The organism is Chitinivibrionales bacterium (assembly GCA_035516255.1).
In the GTDB taxonomy this organism is placed as follows: Bacteria; Fibrobacterota; Chitinivibrionia; order Chitinivibrionales; family FEN-1185; genus FEN-1185.
In genome coordinates this window covers 19,834-36,128 of sequence record DATJAL010000007.1, presented here as the reverse complement: position 1 = coordinate 36,128, position 16,295 = coordinate 19,834, and the positions used below count along the sequence as shown (strand labels likewise).

Annotated in this window: 14 protein-coding genes; 7 read left to right on the top strand and 7 right to left on the bottom strand. The window is 56.3% G+C overall.

What is annotated here, in order from left to right:
- Positions 1-137 precede the first annotated feature (137 nt).
- Both VLX68_03025 and VLX68_03020 read right to left on the bottom strand, forming a co-directional pair.
- Positions 138-1,583: a right-handed parallel beta-helix repeat-containing protein gene (locus VLX68_03025; protein HUI91199.1), complete on the bottom strand. Its 1,446-nt coding sequence runs from the start codon at positions 1,581-1,583 to the stop codon at positions 138-140.
- 109 nt (positions 1,584-1,692) lie between these two features.
- The gene (locus VLX68_03020) at positions 1,693-2,076 is read right to left on the bottom strand and encodes a spore germination protein GerW family protein (protein HUI91198.1); all 384 of its coding nucleotides are present in this window, start codon (positions 2,074-2,076) and stop codon (positions 1,693-1,695) included.
- Positions 2,077-2,145: 69 nt separating this feature from the next.
- On the opposite strand from VLX68_03020, the gene VLX68_03015 reads away from it, so the two are divergent.
- Both VLX68_03015 and VLX68_03010 read left to right on the top strand, forming a co-directional pair.
- The gene (locus tag VLX68_03015) at positions 2,146-2,976 is read left to right on the top strand and encodes a hypothetical protein (protein HUI91197.1); all 831 of its coding nucleotides are present in this window, start codon (positions 2,146-2,148) and stop codon (positions 2,974-2,976) included.
- Positions 2,973-3,827, top strand: coding sequence for a hypothetical protein (locus VLX68_03010; GenBank protein ID HUI91196.1), 855 nt, complete (start codon positions 2,973-2,975; stop codon positions 3,825-3,827). The genes VLX68_03015 and VLX68_03010 overlap by 4 nt, the downstream gene beginning before the upstream one ends.
- On the opposite strand, the gene VLX68_03005 is transcribed toward VLX68_03010, so the two are convergent.
- From VLX68_03005 to VLX68_02985, 5 genes are all read right to left on the bottom strand, one after another.
- Positions 3,792-4,712: a ParA family protein gene (locus VLX68_03005; protein HUI91195.1), complete on the bottom strand. Its 921-nt coding sequence runs from the start codon at positions 4,710-4,712 to the stop codon at positions 3,792-3,794. The two genes, VLX68_03010 and VLX68_03005, sit on opposite strands and share 36 nt — an antisense overlap.
- Positions 4,713-5,194: 482 nt before the next feature.
- Positions 5,195-6,043 (bottom strand): sigma-70 family RNA polymerase sigma factor, encoded by an 849-nt coding sequence (locus VLX68_03000; protein ID HUI91194.1) that lies wholly within the window; start codon positions 6,041-6,043, stop codon positions 5,195-5,197.
- A 209-nt stretch (positions 6,044-6,252) separates the two neighbouring features.
- The gene (locus VLX68_02995; protein ID HUI91193.1) at positions 6,253-8,010 is read right to left on the bottom strand and encodes a diguanylate cyclase; all 1,758 of its coding nucleotides are present in this window, start codon (positions 8,008-8,010) and stop codon (positions 6,253-6,255) included.
- Positions 8,011-8,020: 10 nt separating this feature from the next.
- A complete protein-coding gene (locus VLX68_02990) occupies positions 8,021-8,401 on the bottom strand; it encodes a response regulator (protein ID HUI91192.1) in 381 nt (126 codons plus the stop codon).
- A complete protein-coding gene (locus VLX68_02985; protein HUI91191.1) occupies positions 8,398-11,013 on the bottom strand; it encodes an LptF/LptG family permease in 2,616 nt (871 codons plus the stop codon). Before VLX68_02985 ends, VLX68_02990 begins: the two co-directional genes overlap by 4 nt.
- Before the next feature lie 110 nt (positions 11,014-11,123).
- Here VLX68_02985 and VLX68_02980 point away from each other — a divergent pair, with 110 nt between their 5' ends.
- From VLX68_02980 to VLX68_02960, 5 genes are all read left to right on the top strand, one after another.
- Positions 11,124-11,918, top strand: coding sequence for a tetratricopeptide repeat protein (locus tag VLX68_02980; GenBank protein ID HUI91190.1), 795 nt, complete (start codon positions 11,124-11,126; stop codon positions 11,916-11,918).
- Between the two features lie 530 nt (positions 11,919-12,448).
- Positions 12,449-13,216 (top strand): outer membrane protein assembly factor BamD, encoded by a 768-nt coding sequence (bamD, locus tag VLX68_02975; GenBank protein HUI91189.1) that lies wholly within the window; start codon positions 12,449-12,451, stop codon positions 13,214-13,216.
- 44 nt (positions 13,217-13,260) lie between these two features.
- Complete coding sequence (gene nadD / locus VLX68_02970; GenBank protein HUI91188.1) at positions 13,261-13,884, top strand: nicotinate-nucleotide adenylyltransferase; 624 nt, start codon at positions 13,261-13,263, stop codon at positions 13,882-13,884.
- A gap of 540 nt (positions 13,885-14,424) precedes the next feature.
- Positions 14,425-15,177: a hypothetical protein gene (locus VLX68_02965; GenBank protein HUI91187.1), complete on the top strand. Its 753-nt coding sequence runs from the start codon at positions 14,425-14,427 to the stop codon at positions 15,175-15,177.
- Positions 15,174-16,295, top strand: coding sequence for a prephenate dehydrogenase/arogenate dehydrogenase family protein (locus VLX68_02960; protein HUI91186.1), 1,122 nt, complete (start codon positions 15,174-15,176; stop codon positions 16,293-16,295). The genes VLX68_02965 and VLX68_02960 overlap by 4 nt, the downstream gene beginning before the upstream one ends.

The following is a 16,295-nucleotide window of genomic DNA, read 5'->3' as shown; positions in this document are numbered from 1 at the left end:
ATAGCAAATGAAATTGCTAAAAAATAATTAATTTGTAGATTATTGGATAAATAATGAAGGAAAAAAGGCAGTATGGTTTCAAAATGAGACGCGTTGACGAAAAAATCAGAGAAAATATGAGAAGATGTAAAAAGAAATTATAGAGATGAATTCCTCCTGGATTCGTCTTCGCTGAAAAACATGGACTTCAGGAGAGCTCCGCTGATCCCTGTTTCATTTCCGCGCTCATCATCTTTTTCAAGATATTCCATTTCATTAGGTGTGTTTGATTGTCCGCACAAAGACTCATTAAGAATTTCCTTGTCTGGATCATATGGCTCGGGCCTGCACATCCAGCCGCTTGCTCCGTAACCGGAATCATTGTCAAAATTATCCTGCTCTTGTGAACCCAATTTAAATCGGCCGGCTGTCACGCCGTCAGGCGCGGTGCTGCCGTAGGTTGAAATATTGTCGAAAATAAGATGCTTTTCCTTATTGTTACCTGCGCCTGTAAAACGGTACGGGTCACCCGCACCCCAGAACAAGTTCTTTTTAATGATGGCGCTTGATCCGGAGGCTATGCTTATGGCCGGCAGCGACGGTTGCGCTTTTTGCGACCAAAGAGCGCAGGTGTTCTGTTCGATGAAAATGTTTTGGGACGCGACGCCGTCCGCTCCGTTTTTCTCCATGACGCAGATGGCCTCGTTGCTGCTTCGCACGATGCAGTTGTTCACAACGGTATGACCTTTCCCGGCAACGCGGATACCAATGCCGCAGTCGACAATCCGGTTGTCCTCGACCACGCTGCCTTCGCCCGTGACCACGGAAATCGAGTGACACAGGCAGCGCGTTAGCACATTGCCTTTCACCTGGGTGTCACCGCATTTAACCATAATACCCTCGCGGCCGCAGTTCTCGATCGTGTTGAACGAAATAATATGCCCATACTGCCGAGCAGTGGCGTCTTCCGCGCCGATGAGGACGCCGTAATCATAGTTGGTGAATCTATTCCTGCGGACGACATGATTGGTGATCGGCTGACCCTCGCGGCTGTCTCCTTCCGAAATCATGAGGCCGACGACAATGTCATCAGGTTTCTTTCCCGCATTGCCGGATAGCTGCAAAGACCTTTCGAAATTACAGAATTCAACCATGTTGCATGAAGCGCCTGCTCCGCCGAAGAACATGGTGCATGACGCTTTTTGCCGGCTGCCGCAATCGATGAACGACAAGTGTTCAAACCGGTTGCGCTCGCAGGCTCCGGTAAGCGCTAAACTTCCCAGGGGAGAATCTTTAAAGGTGATGCCGGACACGATGAAATCGCAAGCGTCGTAGAAATACCAGCATGCCGCCGCAACAACGACCGCTGCGCTTTTGTCTGCAACAAGGTAAATGGGTTTGTCGAAAATCCCGGACCTTTCAACCGTCACATCGCCGGGGTAGGTTCCGGCCTTGAGCACGATCACTTGGCCCGGCTTTACCTTGGCTAACGCTGCCGCGATCCTGCCGAAAGGCCGGTCAAAGGTTCCTTGGCCGTCGTTTTCGTCCGAAGGAATGACCCAGAGGTATTTTGGGTCGTCTTTTGGATATGTACCTGTATTCATAGGGATGAAAAATACATGAAAACAGTATAAAGGGAGGCGCGGGATGGATACAAAGGATATGGAAAGAATTGGGAAAATGAAAAGCTACAATCAGCAGTCAAAATGATTTTTAATGCTTTTTATCCTCTTTCTTATCCTTTGCCTCATTCTTATTCATGTTCATGAACGCAGCCACTTTTTTAATGAGGTCGGGCGCTAAAGCGAGAATTTTCCCCAATCCCGGGTCGGATTTTGAAACCGGGTGTACCTGCACCTTGTCATCCACAATGGTGATGAACGCGACCGGCGTGATGTTGATGCCGCCGCCGGTGCCTGCGCCTGAGCCGGCCTTGCTCTCATTTCCCGCGCCGCCCGCGGCGAATCCCACTGAAATTTTTGACACCGGTATCAGGGTGACGTTCCCCGATTGAATCGGCTCGCCGATCACGGTTTCCGTTTTGGCAATATACTGAATCTGGTCCATCGCGGTCTTGATGACGTCGGTGAGATTCATTTTAGTTCTCCTTTGTTCTATTATCTATTTTCATAAATTATGTATCGCGCACGGGTTCCGAAACAAAAATTGGCGTTTGCTGTTGCCGCAGTGGCGTGGTGGTATATTTGTGCGGCGTGGCCGCAATCACCCGGGACGGCAATCAAAATAAATGAAATATTCCCCAGGGCGCAGACGGATTGCCCCGAATGGCTTGAGCTTGCCAACACTTCCGGTGTGTCAATCAACATTAAAAACTGGAAATACGGTCATTTGGATGACTCCTGCCTCATCACGGCAACGGATTTTTTCGTGCCCGCCAACGGGTTTGTGGTACTTACCAAGGACATGACGCTGTTTTCGGCAAAATATCCGGCGACCGTTTCTGTCATCCAGCCGGTTCGGTGGCGCGCGCTTGACAATTATCATGATACGCTGTATGTATGGGACAGTTCAGGCGTGCTTTGCGAAAGCGCGGGGTGGGACTCGCACTGGTTTGATTCATGGACCGACCAGTCGCTGGCGCGCGTGTCGCTCACCGTGAGCGGGCTGCTGCCTGAGGCATGGGTCGTTGCGTCAAAGGCATCACCGGGCCAGCCGAACAGTGACGCAATGTGGCGTGCAAGCGGAGCCCAGCTCGATATCGGGCCCATTCCGTTCACCCCCAACAACGACGGCAAAGATGATTTTCTGTCAATTCAGCTCAGCCTGCCGGCCGCGGCAACGGCCGTTGTTTCAATTTACGGATTTGACGGAAGAAAATATCTGGATCTGCCCACGCCTCCTTCGCGGCAGTTTCTCTGGAACGGCATTGCGGCCGGCGGCAGGCCCGCTCCTGCAGGCCCGTTTTTCGTGGTGGCGGAAATATCCGAAAATGGGAACAAACACATGATTCGGAAGAAGGGAATCCTCTGGAGATGACCCCGCGCCGGCCACAAGGCATCGCCATTTTAATTCTCTTGATTGCCGGGTTTGTTTTTCCTGCCAGCAGGGAGCCAGTCCCCCTCGGGTATTCCATGGCCACCTTCGGCGCCATTATCCAACAAAAGGGGATTTCGGGCCGCGAGCCGTTTACTCCCGCATGTTTTTACGCGGACACCTTTCGTTACGGCGTCACGGTCGCCGGCATTGATTACTTTGACCCAATGGACAACCTGGAGTCGTCCCACATGGTCCAGGTGGGGCTGGGCGGGTTCTGCTCGGTAAAGGGATTTACCGCCAAACTTTCGTTCGCCCATTTCGATGCGCTGCGCATCTATTTTGAACAGCAGGGCACGCTGTCGCTTGGAACAACCAAAATACCTTTTGTCAATCCTTCAGTAGAGATTTCGGGATACCGGGCCGGCCTCTACACCGGCGATGAACCTGCCCAGACGCGCCTCGACGCGGGAGCCTCGGCATTAATTCCGTTCAGGATCGCCGCGATCTCCCTGTCGTGTCTCCACATTCCCCTAAAAAACGCGGCCACTGAAGGATACACCGCGCCTTTTACCGTCCGCGCAGGCGTGCACACGACGGCCAACGCGTTGGGCAGCCAGGGTATTCTCTGCGAGGCGGAGGACGACGGCCAGTGGCGGTTCCGTCTGTCGCTGGCCGAAGAGTACTGGGTGTTCAACAGGGCGGCGCTCGCCGCGGCGTTTACCACGAATCCGGTGATGATCAGCTTCGGGGTCACGGTTGCTTGGCGCGGCACGGCGGTGAACGCCGCGTTCGCCGATCACCCGGTGCTGGGATGGTCAAAGGGGCTGACCATCGATTGGGCCGGAAAGTAACGGCGGGGGAGCTGCAGGTTCTTTCGGTGCAATTTGCGGCGATGACTTTTTTTTGGTTAACGGATGCGCAAGAAAACGGGTTCGTGCTTCCGCGCTTATGTTCTCTTTTCTTTTTTCCATGACCATCTGCCAGGTTGCTTCCTCTTCGAGATTAAAAAGTTCGTGAATGAGCTTTATGCAATAGGCGGCCGCCTTTGAGCTGAGGCGGTGCAGATAAAGGATTTTCCGCTCCTTTACAAGAGCGTCGAACACGCTGTCGAAGGGAATGGCGGTTTGGGTTATTTTTCCCGGGAAATATTCCTCAAGATCAAAAATAGCCGCATCATGCGACTTGGTGTTCCGGTAAAAATTCGGTATGATCTTTGAAATCGAGCACCCGTCCGGGAACCTTCGGGTCAGCATGTCTCTCATTTCGCAAATCCCGTTGATCGCGAACGGTGAAAGTTCGGTGGGCACGAATATTTCGTTGGATGCATGAATCGACGATTCCTGAAGCAGGTCCATGCCGGGACTATTGTCAATCAGGATAAAGTCGAACAAATGATCGAGGGCGGAATAGACAAAACATTTCTTAAGCAGGAAAGGATCCTTGATATCACTGGCGCACAATTCGCTGCACGACGGCACGACGCTGAGATTTGTAAGAGAGGTTTTTATAATTGATTTCAGGAGTTGCTGCGCGGCGATTCCTATCGAACCATGGTAAACGTCCCGGATGGTGGGCCGCTTTCCGTCCGCACCCAGCAGAAACGACAGGTTGTGCTGCGGGTCATTGTCGATAACAAGGACGCGGAAGCCCGTAAGCGCGAGGGCCTGTCCGGCGCATGCGGTAAGGGTGGTCTTGCCCACGCCGCCCTTGTAATTCAAAACCGAAATGGTTTTCATGGCACTGTCAGAAAAGCCTTATCCAATCTGATTTTTTTTTATGACAGGCTGGCAAGGAACGACGGCGGTTCATGCCCGTTCCTGTAACGTTAAAGGTAAGATAATTGTAATATATAAACATCGTGACGATAATGCCAAAATTTTTCAACCAAAAAATCAATACATGCTGATTGCAACAGAAAAAGGACTGCGATGAAATCCGAAAACGACATTGACAAATACGGATATATACCGATAATCGAGCGTTAGGGGCGACTGGAGGCCGCGCTGGAGCGCGGTGGTGTTGCCCGGCCCTCGCCGAAGGCATATAGGGGCCGTGGCAGCCCGAGGCGAAGCCCGACGACCCTTGTGACCCTTGGAAATCCCTGACGAGGGAGAAGCACCCGAAGGGGTGACCGGAAGGAGAACAGACCCCGTTTGCAGGGGCGAAATATTATTCGCCCCTGCAAACGGGGTAACGCCAGATTTCTAAAAGGAAATTGTTAAGCTCGGTACACCTTCAGCCGCTGGCTCCTTGACGAATGCTTGAGCCTGCGCAGCGCCTTTTCCTTGATCTGCCGGGCGCGCTCGCGGGTGAGGTTGAAGCGCTGGCCGATCTCCTCGAGCGTGTGGGCGGTCTCCTCGCCGATGCCGAAGTAGAGTTTGATCACCTCTTTTTCACGGCAGGTGAGGGTGTCGAGGGTCTGGTTGATCTCCTCCTGGAGCGATATTTCCATGACGCCGTCGTCGGGCAGCTCCTGGTCTTCGTCCTGGAGAAGGTCCAAAAGCTTGCTGTCTTCGCCTTGCTGGAGCGGCGCGTCGAGCGACATGTGCGAGTTGCCGATCTTGATGGTCTCCTGAACTTCTTCTTCGTCAAGCTTGAGCTCGCGGGCGATCTCCTCCACGTTGGGGATGCGCCGGTATTTCTGCTCGAGCCTGCTCTGCGCCTTGCCGATCTTATGGATGGTGCCCACGCGGTTGAGCGGCAGCTTGATGATGCGTGACTGTTCTGCGAGCGCCTGCAAAATGGCCTGGCGTATCCACCATACGGCGTAGGAGATGAATTTGAAATTCTTTTTTTCGTCGAAGCGTTTGGCGGCGCGGATGAGGCCCAGGTTGCCCTCGTTGATGAGGTCGGAAAGGGGGAGCCCCTGGTTCTGGTAGTTGCGCGCGACCGACACTACGAAGCGGAGGTTGGCCTTCACGAGCTTTTCGAGCGCCTTGCGGTCGCCCTTGCGGATGCGTACCGCGGTCTGCGCCTCTTCTTCAACCGGAAGGGTCTTGTTTTTGCCGATTTCTTTGAGGTAAAGGGCCAGCGAGTTTTCTTCAGTGAGAAATTGGTTTTTTTCCATAGGGACAGACTATGCCTTCACAGGATGCTTTTGGAAAAAAAACGAAGGCTCCTACCGGTTACGGCCTTGCATGGTACGGTTACGGGCGCAGCGAAAAACCAATGTAAATAAATTGGGTGCACTCCAAAATACAACATTTTTGTGCCGGGGTGTGTAAAAATATGACCCAGGATATTTTAGCGTATCGGAGAAGATTTTTCAAGGAAAAATTAAAATATCTCCACCCGGTTTCTGCCGTTTTCCTTGGCACGGTACAGCGCCTTGTCCGCCTTTGTAATGAGCTGGTCGAGCTGCTTGGCGTGCTCGCGGTACTCCGCGATGCCGAAGCTCATGGTAACCCGCAGTTTTTCGCCATGCGTGCCCTTGAACGGCGCGTCGGCGATGTTCTGGCGGATGCGCTCGGCGGTCTCCTTGGCGGCCTTGCCGTCGGTCTTCACCAGCACCAGCGCGAATTCTTCGCCCCCGTACCGCGCAGCGACGTCGACGCCGTCCCGGATGTTCGACTGCAGCTTGCTGGCGATCTCCTTGAGAACGAGGTCGCCGAAGGGGTGGCCGTGCGTGTCGTTGATCTTCTTGAAAAAGTCTATGTCGCATAAAACAAGCGACAGCGGATCGTTATACCTAATGGCGCGCGTGATCTCGGCCTTGAGCGCCGACTGGAACTCGCGATGGTTGATGAGCCCGGTGAGTCCGTCGTGCGTGGCGAGGTTCTGCGCCTGCTCGTACAGCCGCAGCTTGACAATGGCGAGCCCCGCCGATGTTGCGATGCGGCCGAGCAGGTCGCGGTTGGCCTCGGTGAAGGCGTCTTTTTTCGCCGACTCGAGCAAAACGCCGCCCATACATTCGCCCACCCCGATGGGGTACGCCAGGAACGACTGCAAATCGCCGGACTGTGGCTCGCCCTCGGCGTATCGGATTTCCACGCGGTCATCTGCGAAATTGCGCGCAAAGGCCATGTTCTTGGCATACTGGAGGCCGGCCAGCGATTTATCCGACAGCGAAAACGTGATTCCCTTGAACTCCTCTGCTCCCGCGCCCCAGGCACGGTACACCGTGGCCGTCTCCCTGTCGTGGTTGAGCAGGCTCAGGGTGATGCGGTCGCAGGTGATGGCGAACGGAATGATCTCGATGATTTTGTCGAGGATGGCGTCGATGCTTTTGTACTGGAAAAAGTCGTTTTCGATGGTGCTCATCGCGGCGATTCGCTGATGCTCGAGTCTGTGGTCGGTGAAGACGTACGCGTAATACACCGCCATGCCGATGAGGCGCGCCACGGTGCTCAGGTAGGCATGGTCTTCATCGGAGAAGTGTTTCTGCTTGGTGCTGTCGACGATCACGGTGCCGCGCTCCACGCCGTCGTCGGCCGCGATGGGGCTCGCCATGAGCGAGCGGATCCCAGCGTCGCGGGTATAATAGTGGAGCGTCACGCTGTCGCTCACGATGTCGTGCAGGTTGAGCTGTTTGAGGCCGTCCTTGAGAAAACTGCCCAGTACGCCCTTGCCGGGATAGATCACGGCTTCCGCGTTGATGCAGTCGCTTTGTGAATCGTATTTGCGGATCTTGTATCCCCCGTCGTTGGTAGGGAATAATACCGCGATGGTATGGGCGTCGAGCCTGCGGCGCATGAGATGAAGAAAGGTGTCGAGCATGGAGTCGACCACCTTTTCGATGGCGGCCCATTGCTCCTTGCGGTATTGCGCGCCGAGAACGCGCACGTTGACGCGGGTGGTCTCCCTCGTCACTTCGTGCTCGATCTCGCGGGCCATCGCAGACCCGCCTGATTCCTCTATGTCAATGGCCGACGGCCTGGGGCGCCGGCGCGGTCCCGGGAACAAGAGCGCCGCCAGCGCCGCCGCCAGCGCCACCGGTTCGCCGAACCGCGCGGCGGCGCCTCCGATAAAATGGAGCACCGTTCCTGCGGCGAGCAGGCCGATCGCCAGTGCTATGTTCCGTTTGCCGTGTTTCATCTGAACCCAGTCATTGTCTTTTAAGCGTCTTTTCCACGGCGCCGATGATGACGTCCCTTTTGAAGGGCTTCGTCAGCACCGCGCTGAACCCCATGGACACAAGACTTTTGACGTTTGTTTTCTTTACAAACGAGGTAATCGCGATGACGGGAATGGCGGCCATTTTCGGGTCCTGCCGCAGGCTGTTGAAAAACTTGATGCCGTCCATCACCGGCATCATGATGTCGGTGATGATCAGATCGGGCGAAAGCTCACGCGCGGTCTTGAGCCCCTCAAAACCGTTGAGGGCCGTAACGCAGTCATACTTTCCAAACAGGAACACCTCGAGAAGGTCGAGGATGTCGTGGCTGTCGTCCACGAGGAGCACCTTGGGCTTCGCCGGCACGGTCATCGGGACGCCCTCTGGTACAGCGGCAACGCGACCGCCAGGAACAGGATGTTGCCGAACCACGCGCCCACGAGCGCGGGGATTTGGCCGTTCTGCGCGAACGAAATGGCGAACTGTGATATGATCCAGAACGAAAAACAGAGCATGAGCCCGATCCCGAACAGCACGGCGCCGCCTTTCCTGCCCGCGCGCGCCGAAATGGAAAGGCCGAGTAGGATCACGATGAAATTCATGAAAGGCAGCGCGATCTTGAAATCGAGCTGCGCGCGCCATTTCGACACGTCCTCGCCCCGGCGCCGCGATTTATTGATGTAACTTGCCAGCTCCCAGTAGCCCATTTCCTCGGGACTTCTGATCTGCGCCACCATGTCCTCCGGCTTCACCGACAAAATGGTGTCGGCGAGCGTGTCGAAGGGCCGCACCGACGCCGAGTCCCTGACAAAAGTGGTCACGGTGCCCTTGACGAATTTCCACTTGCCGTTTTTGTAATCGGCGGCGTCGGCGGCTATCCTTCTGCTGATGACGTGGCCGTCGAACGTTTCGCGCCGCACGCAGCGCGCGTACAGGGGTTCGGTGCGGAAGTCGCTGAAGAAATAGATGTTCCGGCTGTCGCCGAAATAATAGAAATTGCGGCGGTATTCCTGATGCGTGGCCGGCGGCTTGCCGCGCGGCGGCGCCGGAGCCCCGCGCGCCACCGACCGGTGCTCCTGCATCTGGTCGTCGAGTTGCCGCCGCGCCGTGTTGGCCTGCGGCAGAACGCCTTCGCTGATGTAGAACCCGAATCCGGCGCACAGCATGCCGAGCACGAGCAGCGCAAGGGTGAGCTGGCGGATGTTGACGCCCGCGGCCTTGATGGCGGTGAGCTCGTTCTGGCGCGCCATGGAGCCGATGGAGGCCATTGACGAAAGAAGAATCACGATGGGGAACACGAACCCGAAGAGCCAGGGAAGGTAGTACCAGTAGTACAGCGCGACCGTGAAAAACGACGCATCCTCGAAACGCCTGAGGTTCGAGACGTAGTCGACCACGATCACCGTTATGACGATGACGATGAACAGCCCGCCCAGGTATCCCAAGAATTTCCTGATGAGATAGGCGGGCAGTATGCCGATGACTCGCGAAAGCAGCCGGTAAGGGACCTCCACGGATTCCTTCCAGTAAAGGCGCAGGGTGCTTCCGATGCCGCGCCCGGCCCCCGCTCCCTCAGCGGGCTTTCCGAACACGGCGTGGTACAGCTTCCAGAAAAACCCGAAGGAGATGAATTTCGTCTCTTTTATCATGAGCAGGAGCAGGAAGATGCCGCAGGCGCCGATCACGATGTTGGCGGTCCACATCGCCGCAAACGGCGATATGACCAAGTTATCGGCCATGCTTTCGCCGGCGATGAGAAACGCCCAGTAGACAATGAAGAAGAACAGGCTGTAGGCGGCGCCCACCGCGATGCCGCCGCGCCTTGCCATGATCCCCAGCGGCGCGCCGATGAGCACGAAAACGATGCACGCAACCGGGATGGAAAATTTTTTATGCACCTCCACCATGAGTTGGGCAATCTTTTGGGTTTCGTATCGCGCCTGGGATGCGAGGCGGCCCGAGAGGCTCTGCGCGCTCCGGGCGTCGGTGGCGCCTATTTCTTTCGCCGCCGGCGTGTTGAACATCGAGAGCCACGCGGCGAACGTTTTCGCCGAATCGGCGGCCGAATCGCGCGGTGCCGCGGCGCCGGTGTCCCGGGCCATACGCTCAAGCGCGTCGATCCGCGACAGCGACGAGTCGATGACGCCCGCAAAACTTTTGAAATACGACGCCCTCGTTCTTTTGTACTGCGCGATCTCGTCGAGCATCATTTCCGAGCTCATCTCGCGGTCGCTCCGGTTGCTCGAGTTGGTGCGCTTGAGCTCGGTGTCGACGTTTTTGATGAAAATGACCTGCCGCTTGAAGCGGCCCACGAAATATTCATTCTTGTTTTTGACGCTCTGCCGGTGGGTTTCGCCGTTGTACAGCGTGAGCCTGAGGAGCTTTTCATCCTTTGTCAAGGTGACCTCGCCGTGGTCCGCCACGGTGGTGGACGGGTCCTCGCCCGGCACCTGGGAGAAGATCTTGACGTCCCTGAGCGCGCCGGTGTTCGCGTTCACCTTTTTCGCGTAGAGGGCGTAATTCTCGAACGAGGTGATGAGCACGCCCGGCTCCAGGAGCGCGGCCGGCTTCTTGCGCGAGATGTCGGTGAGCAGGTTCGTGGCATGGTGGTTGGCGTCGGGCAGGATGTCGTTGCTAAAGTAATTGGTGAGCACCGTGAGCACGCAGGCCGCGGCGAACACCGGCGCCAGGAGGAAGGTGACGTTGTGGCCCGACGCCTTGATCGCCATGATCTCGTTGTTGCCCGACATCTGGCCGAACGCCATGAGCGTCGAGACGAGGATCGCCATGGGTATGGCGAGCGCCATCACCCACGCGATGTTGATAAGATAGAGTTCTAGCACGACACCGGGGCTCAGCCCCTTTGCGATGATGTTCGGCAGCAGTTGCACCAGGAACTGCATGGACAATATGAAAATGATGATCCCGAGGGAATACAAAAACGGAAGAATGTGCTCCCGGATGATGTAACGGTAGAGAATCATTTTTTTTAAAATACCTCGTTGTTGAGCGGCCTTCAAGGAAACATTGATTTGACCGGCCTCCGGATGAATATATACTTTAATAGGCTACTTTTTATTGGGGAAAAGGAACCATGAAACATTCATCAGGTGCTTTGATTGCCTACGGCGCGGCCTTTGCGCTGTTCTCCGGCTGCGCCGGCACGGCGCCCGGAACGCAGGACGGTTCAGTGCTTCCGGAGATTGACATTGTGCAAGTGAAGGAAAATTCCGAGGAGGCGCTCAAGGCCGCGCGCGAGGCCCGGGCCGCAATTGACGCCGTCGACGCCAGGCTCGCCGAGATTGACAAGAGACCGGCCGTTGTTTCGGCGGACGGGGCAAACAATTCCTCTGCGAAAATCGAGGAGCTGGAAACCAGGCTTGCGTTTCTCGCAGAGGCCGTGAAGGACCTGCAGGCAAAAGTTGCGGCGCTGCAGGACGCATCCGCGTCGAGGCTGCCCGCTAAAACAGCGACGGTCGCCCCGGTGCCGTCGCCCGCGCCGGCCGTTCCGGCGGCCGGATCCGAGAACGATGCCTACCAGGCCGCGCTGCGCGCCTTCAACAGCCGAAATTACGAGCAGGCGCAGAAAATGTTTTCCGATATCATCAGGCAGTATCCCGCCGGCGCCTTTACCGCCAACTGCTGGTACTGGAGCGGCGAATGCAGCTACGCATTGCTCGACTGGACAAAGGCGGTTTTACAGTTCCAGAAAGTACTCACCTTCGCCAACAGCGCCAAGGCCGACGCCGCGCAGCTCAAGCTCGGCATGTGCTATATGAAAATGGGACAAAACGAACTTGCAAAGACGGAATTGAAAAAGCTGATCGAGCAATATCCGGGAAGCGAGTATGTGCCCCGGGCGCAGAAGTATTTAAGCGATATGAAGTAGCTAATAAAAAAAGATCTGGGCGTTCCCCTCGCCTTCGTCAAGACTTAGGCTCGGGTCGGCCCTCGCTCCGGTCTCGGCTACGCCTCGGGCTGCCCGGCGCGAGGCCGCTTTGCGGGGCGTCCGGGCAGCATCGCTCTCCAGAGCGACCTCCGTTCCGGCCTAACGCGCAGCAAAATCAATTGAGCAAATGCGAATTGTCACTTTGTTCCCTGATGTAAGGTAGTTGCGCTTCGCGCATTTTACTATGTCGTTTGCCTCATGCCGGCTTTTAACACGGCCCGGTCGTCGAGTAGCCACTCTTTAGTTGAAGTGGTATATCAAGACGCGGGCGGTCCGGCAACGAGGCGAGTAGCCGAGCCTGTAGGGAGACCGACCCGACCCGAACTGTGTGAGGGGAGGGGAACGCCCAGCCTAATTTTCTTTTAATAAAAGTTCGCGAACTCATCCATCACTTTATACCACTTGCACGTAATAAAAAGTATTTTGAGGTGCATTGCCGGGCATGAGGCTCGGCAAAAACAGGAAATGAAATGAAAGAAAAATCACTCTCCTCCGTCATCACGTTGCTGCTTGTTTTTGCCTTTTTTGCGCTGGCGGCTGATACCGTTAAACTGCCGAGGGCCAAACATCTCTACGACTGCGACGGCAAATTCAAAAAGGCCGTCGAGAAGTTCAACAAAAAAAAATATTGGGACGTTGAAAACATTCTTACCGACGTGCTTGCCCAGTGCCCGGGCCACAACGCCTACGATTCGATGCTGTATTACCAGGCAAAGTCACAGCTTGCGCTCAAGAAATACGAAGAGGCAAAGTCCGGGTTCGACCGCATCGTCCAGACTTATCCCAGCTCCGCGTTCTACGAGGAATCGTATTTTCTTCTCGGCTATACCATGTTCATGCTGTCGGCCGCACCCGAACTTGACCAGACCACCACACGTGAGGCGCAGACGCGCCTCCGGGACTTCATTGACCTGTTCCCGAAAAGCCCGCTCGCCGACAGCGCGCGATTCTACGTTGCCAAGGCTGATGACAAATTCGCGGAAAAGGCATACCAGACCGCGCGGTTTTACGAAAAAATCGATGAGTTTGAATCCGCCATCGTGTATTACCGGCTGGTGGAGGATGAATACCCGCAGAGCAAGCTGGTGCCGCTGGCACTGCTCGGCACCGCCGAAGACCTCATCAAAACCAACAGGACCGGTGAGGCTTCGACGGTGATCGAAGGGCTTTTGCACCAGACCAGCGACGAGGCGATCATCAAAAAGGCCCAGACCCTCAAATCCAAACTGCCCAGGTAACGGCGCGTCGTTATGCGCTGTTTGCAGGCAAGGGCGCTGGCTTCATGAAACCATCGAGCCGCAAAAAGACTTTACAAAAAAAGAAACCTGCCGTCGGGATCCTGGGCGGCATTTTCAATCCCATCCACAACGGCCATTGCGCCACTGCGTGTCTTGCGCGCGATTTTTTCGGTTTGCGAAAGGTGTATCTTGTTCCGTCGGGCATTCCTCCGCACAAATACAACGAAGGCATAGCAAGCGCTGATGACCGGCTCGCCATGACCGAGCTTGCCGTTAAAATGTCGGCCGGCCTGTCGGTATGGGACGGAGAGATCAGGCGCGGCGGCGTGTCGTATTCCATCGACACCATTAGAGCCATTTCGGCGCGGCACCAGTCGTGGCGGCTGTTTTTTATCATAGGGTCTGATAACCTGCCGGAAATCTCCACCTGGCACTGTTACAAGGACATCCTCGCGTCCGTGACCCTGTGCGTCGCGCACCGTCCCGGCCACACGCTCGCCGCGCCGCCTGAACTTGCCGGCGCAGACATCCGCGAGTTCCCCTCGCCCGAATGGGCGATAAGCTCCACCATGATACGCGAATATCTGTTAAAAGGATATTCGTGCGAGCATCTGCTACCCGTGGGAGTGGAGCGGTATATTAAAAAGCACGGGCTTTACAAAAGGTAAAATCTTCCCAGGCTCGATCGGAAATCAACCATTGCCATTTGGTTTGTGATTCTTGGGGCTTTCAGCCCCGAACCCGACCAGGGGGTGGTGAATATTGTTTTATTTTTTTAATGGGAGATTGCTTCGTCGCAAACAGCTCATCGCAATGACACATTCAATCAATAAGATTGAAAAATAAATCCAAAGGGGATTATCCTTTGTCAAAAATTATTCAACGCTAGGGTAGGCGGGACCTGTACCGAAGGTCGCTTGATGAGTTCGCAAAGGAGAGGATGATGTTCCGCGCCGGGGGCGACCGGAGGCCGTCGCCGGAGCGGGTGCTGCCCTGACGCCCGCGAAGCGGCTTAGCGCCGGGCAGCCCGAGCCGAAGGCGAGACCGGAAGGACGGTCGCCGCCGTATTCGGCGGGGCGCCATGCTTATTATCTAAATCAGCAATAATAAATTGATACCCCTTCCCTCCAGTCTTCCTCCCCTCAAAAACCTATCATTATTTATATTTAAGGCCTGTCCTTAATCATAAATCAAAATTCGGACCGAGGATGCCGGACACTTTCAACCTTGCAAACATCTCCGCGCTGCTCGAGGGGCTTGAGGAGACAATCATCTTCAAGCTCATCGACCGTGCGCAATTCAGGTTCAATCCGTCGGTGTATAAGCCCGGAAAGAGCAGGTTTGCGGGTGCAGCGCGGCAGAGCCTTTTTTCGCTTCGGCTTTGGCACCAGGAGAAAATGGACGCACTGTTCGGAAGGTTCTGCGTTCCCGAGGAGCGACCGTTCTGCAAGGGGCTGCCAAAAACACGGCGCACGGTGTCGCTGCCTCCCACGGGACTGCACATCAAAAACATGGACGCGATCAACCTGACCGTTAAAATCATGGCGGCATATCTCAAGCTGGTGCCGCGCATCTGCCGGCCGGGAAAAGACGGGCATTTCGGCTCGAGCGTCGAGCACGACGTCTATGCGCTGCAGGCCATTGCCCGGCGCATCCATTACGGCGCACTTTATGTGGGAGAGTGCAAATTCCGCCGCGACCCTGCGCGGTATACCGCGTTGATACGTTCCAAGGACCGCCGCGGCATGCTCGCGCTGCTTACCAGAAAAGAGGTTGAGGATAAGATCATAGGACGGATACGCGTGAAAGTGGCCGCGGCCCAGGCAAAGGCCGACCGGGGCGTCAGGCATGTTATTGACGTAAGGGAAATGCTCGGGTTTTACCGCGACTGCATCATACCGCTCACCAAAGAAGGCGAGATGCTGTACCTTTTCAACCGCACACTGGACAAGCCGGAATGAGCCCTCTCCCTGCATTTGCTCCAAAAAATGTGGCCATCTACAGCGTGGGGCTGCTCGGCGGCTCCATCGGGCTTGCGCTCAAGGCGTCGGGCTACACGGGCCGCATCATCGGCATGTCGTCGCAGGAGAGCATCACTGCCGCGTTGTCGCTGGGCTGCATCGACGAGGGCCATCCCTATGCCGCGCTCGACACCGTGATAAAAAACACCGGTTGCCTGTTTTTATGCTCTCCCATCCACGCGATCATTTCGGCGATCGAGCGTCTCGGCGCGCTCGACCTTCCCGCAGGGTGCGTCATCACCGACGTGGGCAGCACCAAGAGCGAAATCGTCGCCGCGGCGCAGCGTTGCCTGCCAAGACATGCGTATTTCATCGGCGGGCATCCCATGGCCGGATCGGAAAAGCGCGGTCCGTCGTTGGCCGACCCGTACCTGTTCCAAAACGCCCTCTATGTCTTGACGCCGCGGGAAAACACGCCCGGAGAGGTGGTCAAGGGTTTCGCCGCCTTTCTCGAGGCGAAACTCGGCTGCCGGCACGCGGTGCTCGACCCGGGAACGCACGACACGATCGCCGCCGCCGTGAGCCACACACCGCACTTGCTGGCCGTTGCGCTTGTCAACGTGGCCGCCGCCATGGACAGGCGGGTCCCTGGCACGCTGTCGCTCGCCGCGGGCGGGTTCCGCGACATGACGCGCATCGCGTCGTCGCCCTACGCCCTGTGGCACGATATCCTTTTGACCAACAAATCGCGCATCGCGCCGGTCATCGACGAGGTGATCGCCGTGCTGTCCGGCATGAAACAGGGGTTGCTGGCCGATGCGCTCAAGGAATCGTTCGATTCGGCCGCGGCCACCCGGGCAAAAATTCCGGGGTCGAGCAAGGGGTTCATCCAGGCGCCGTGCGACGTGTACGTCGTGGTCAAGGACCAGCCCGGCATGATCGCGCTGATGGCCAACGCGTGCGCAAAGGAGAACATCAACATCAAGGACATCGAGGTGATCAAGGTGCGCGAAAACGATGCCGGCACCATACGGCTCGCGTTTGAAACCAAGGATATTGCGGCTGCCGCCGTCGGTCTCTTTCACGGGCTCGGTTTGACAGCATGGGAAAGGGAGTGA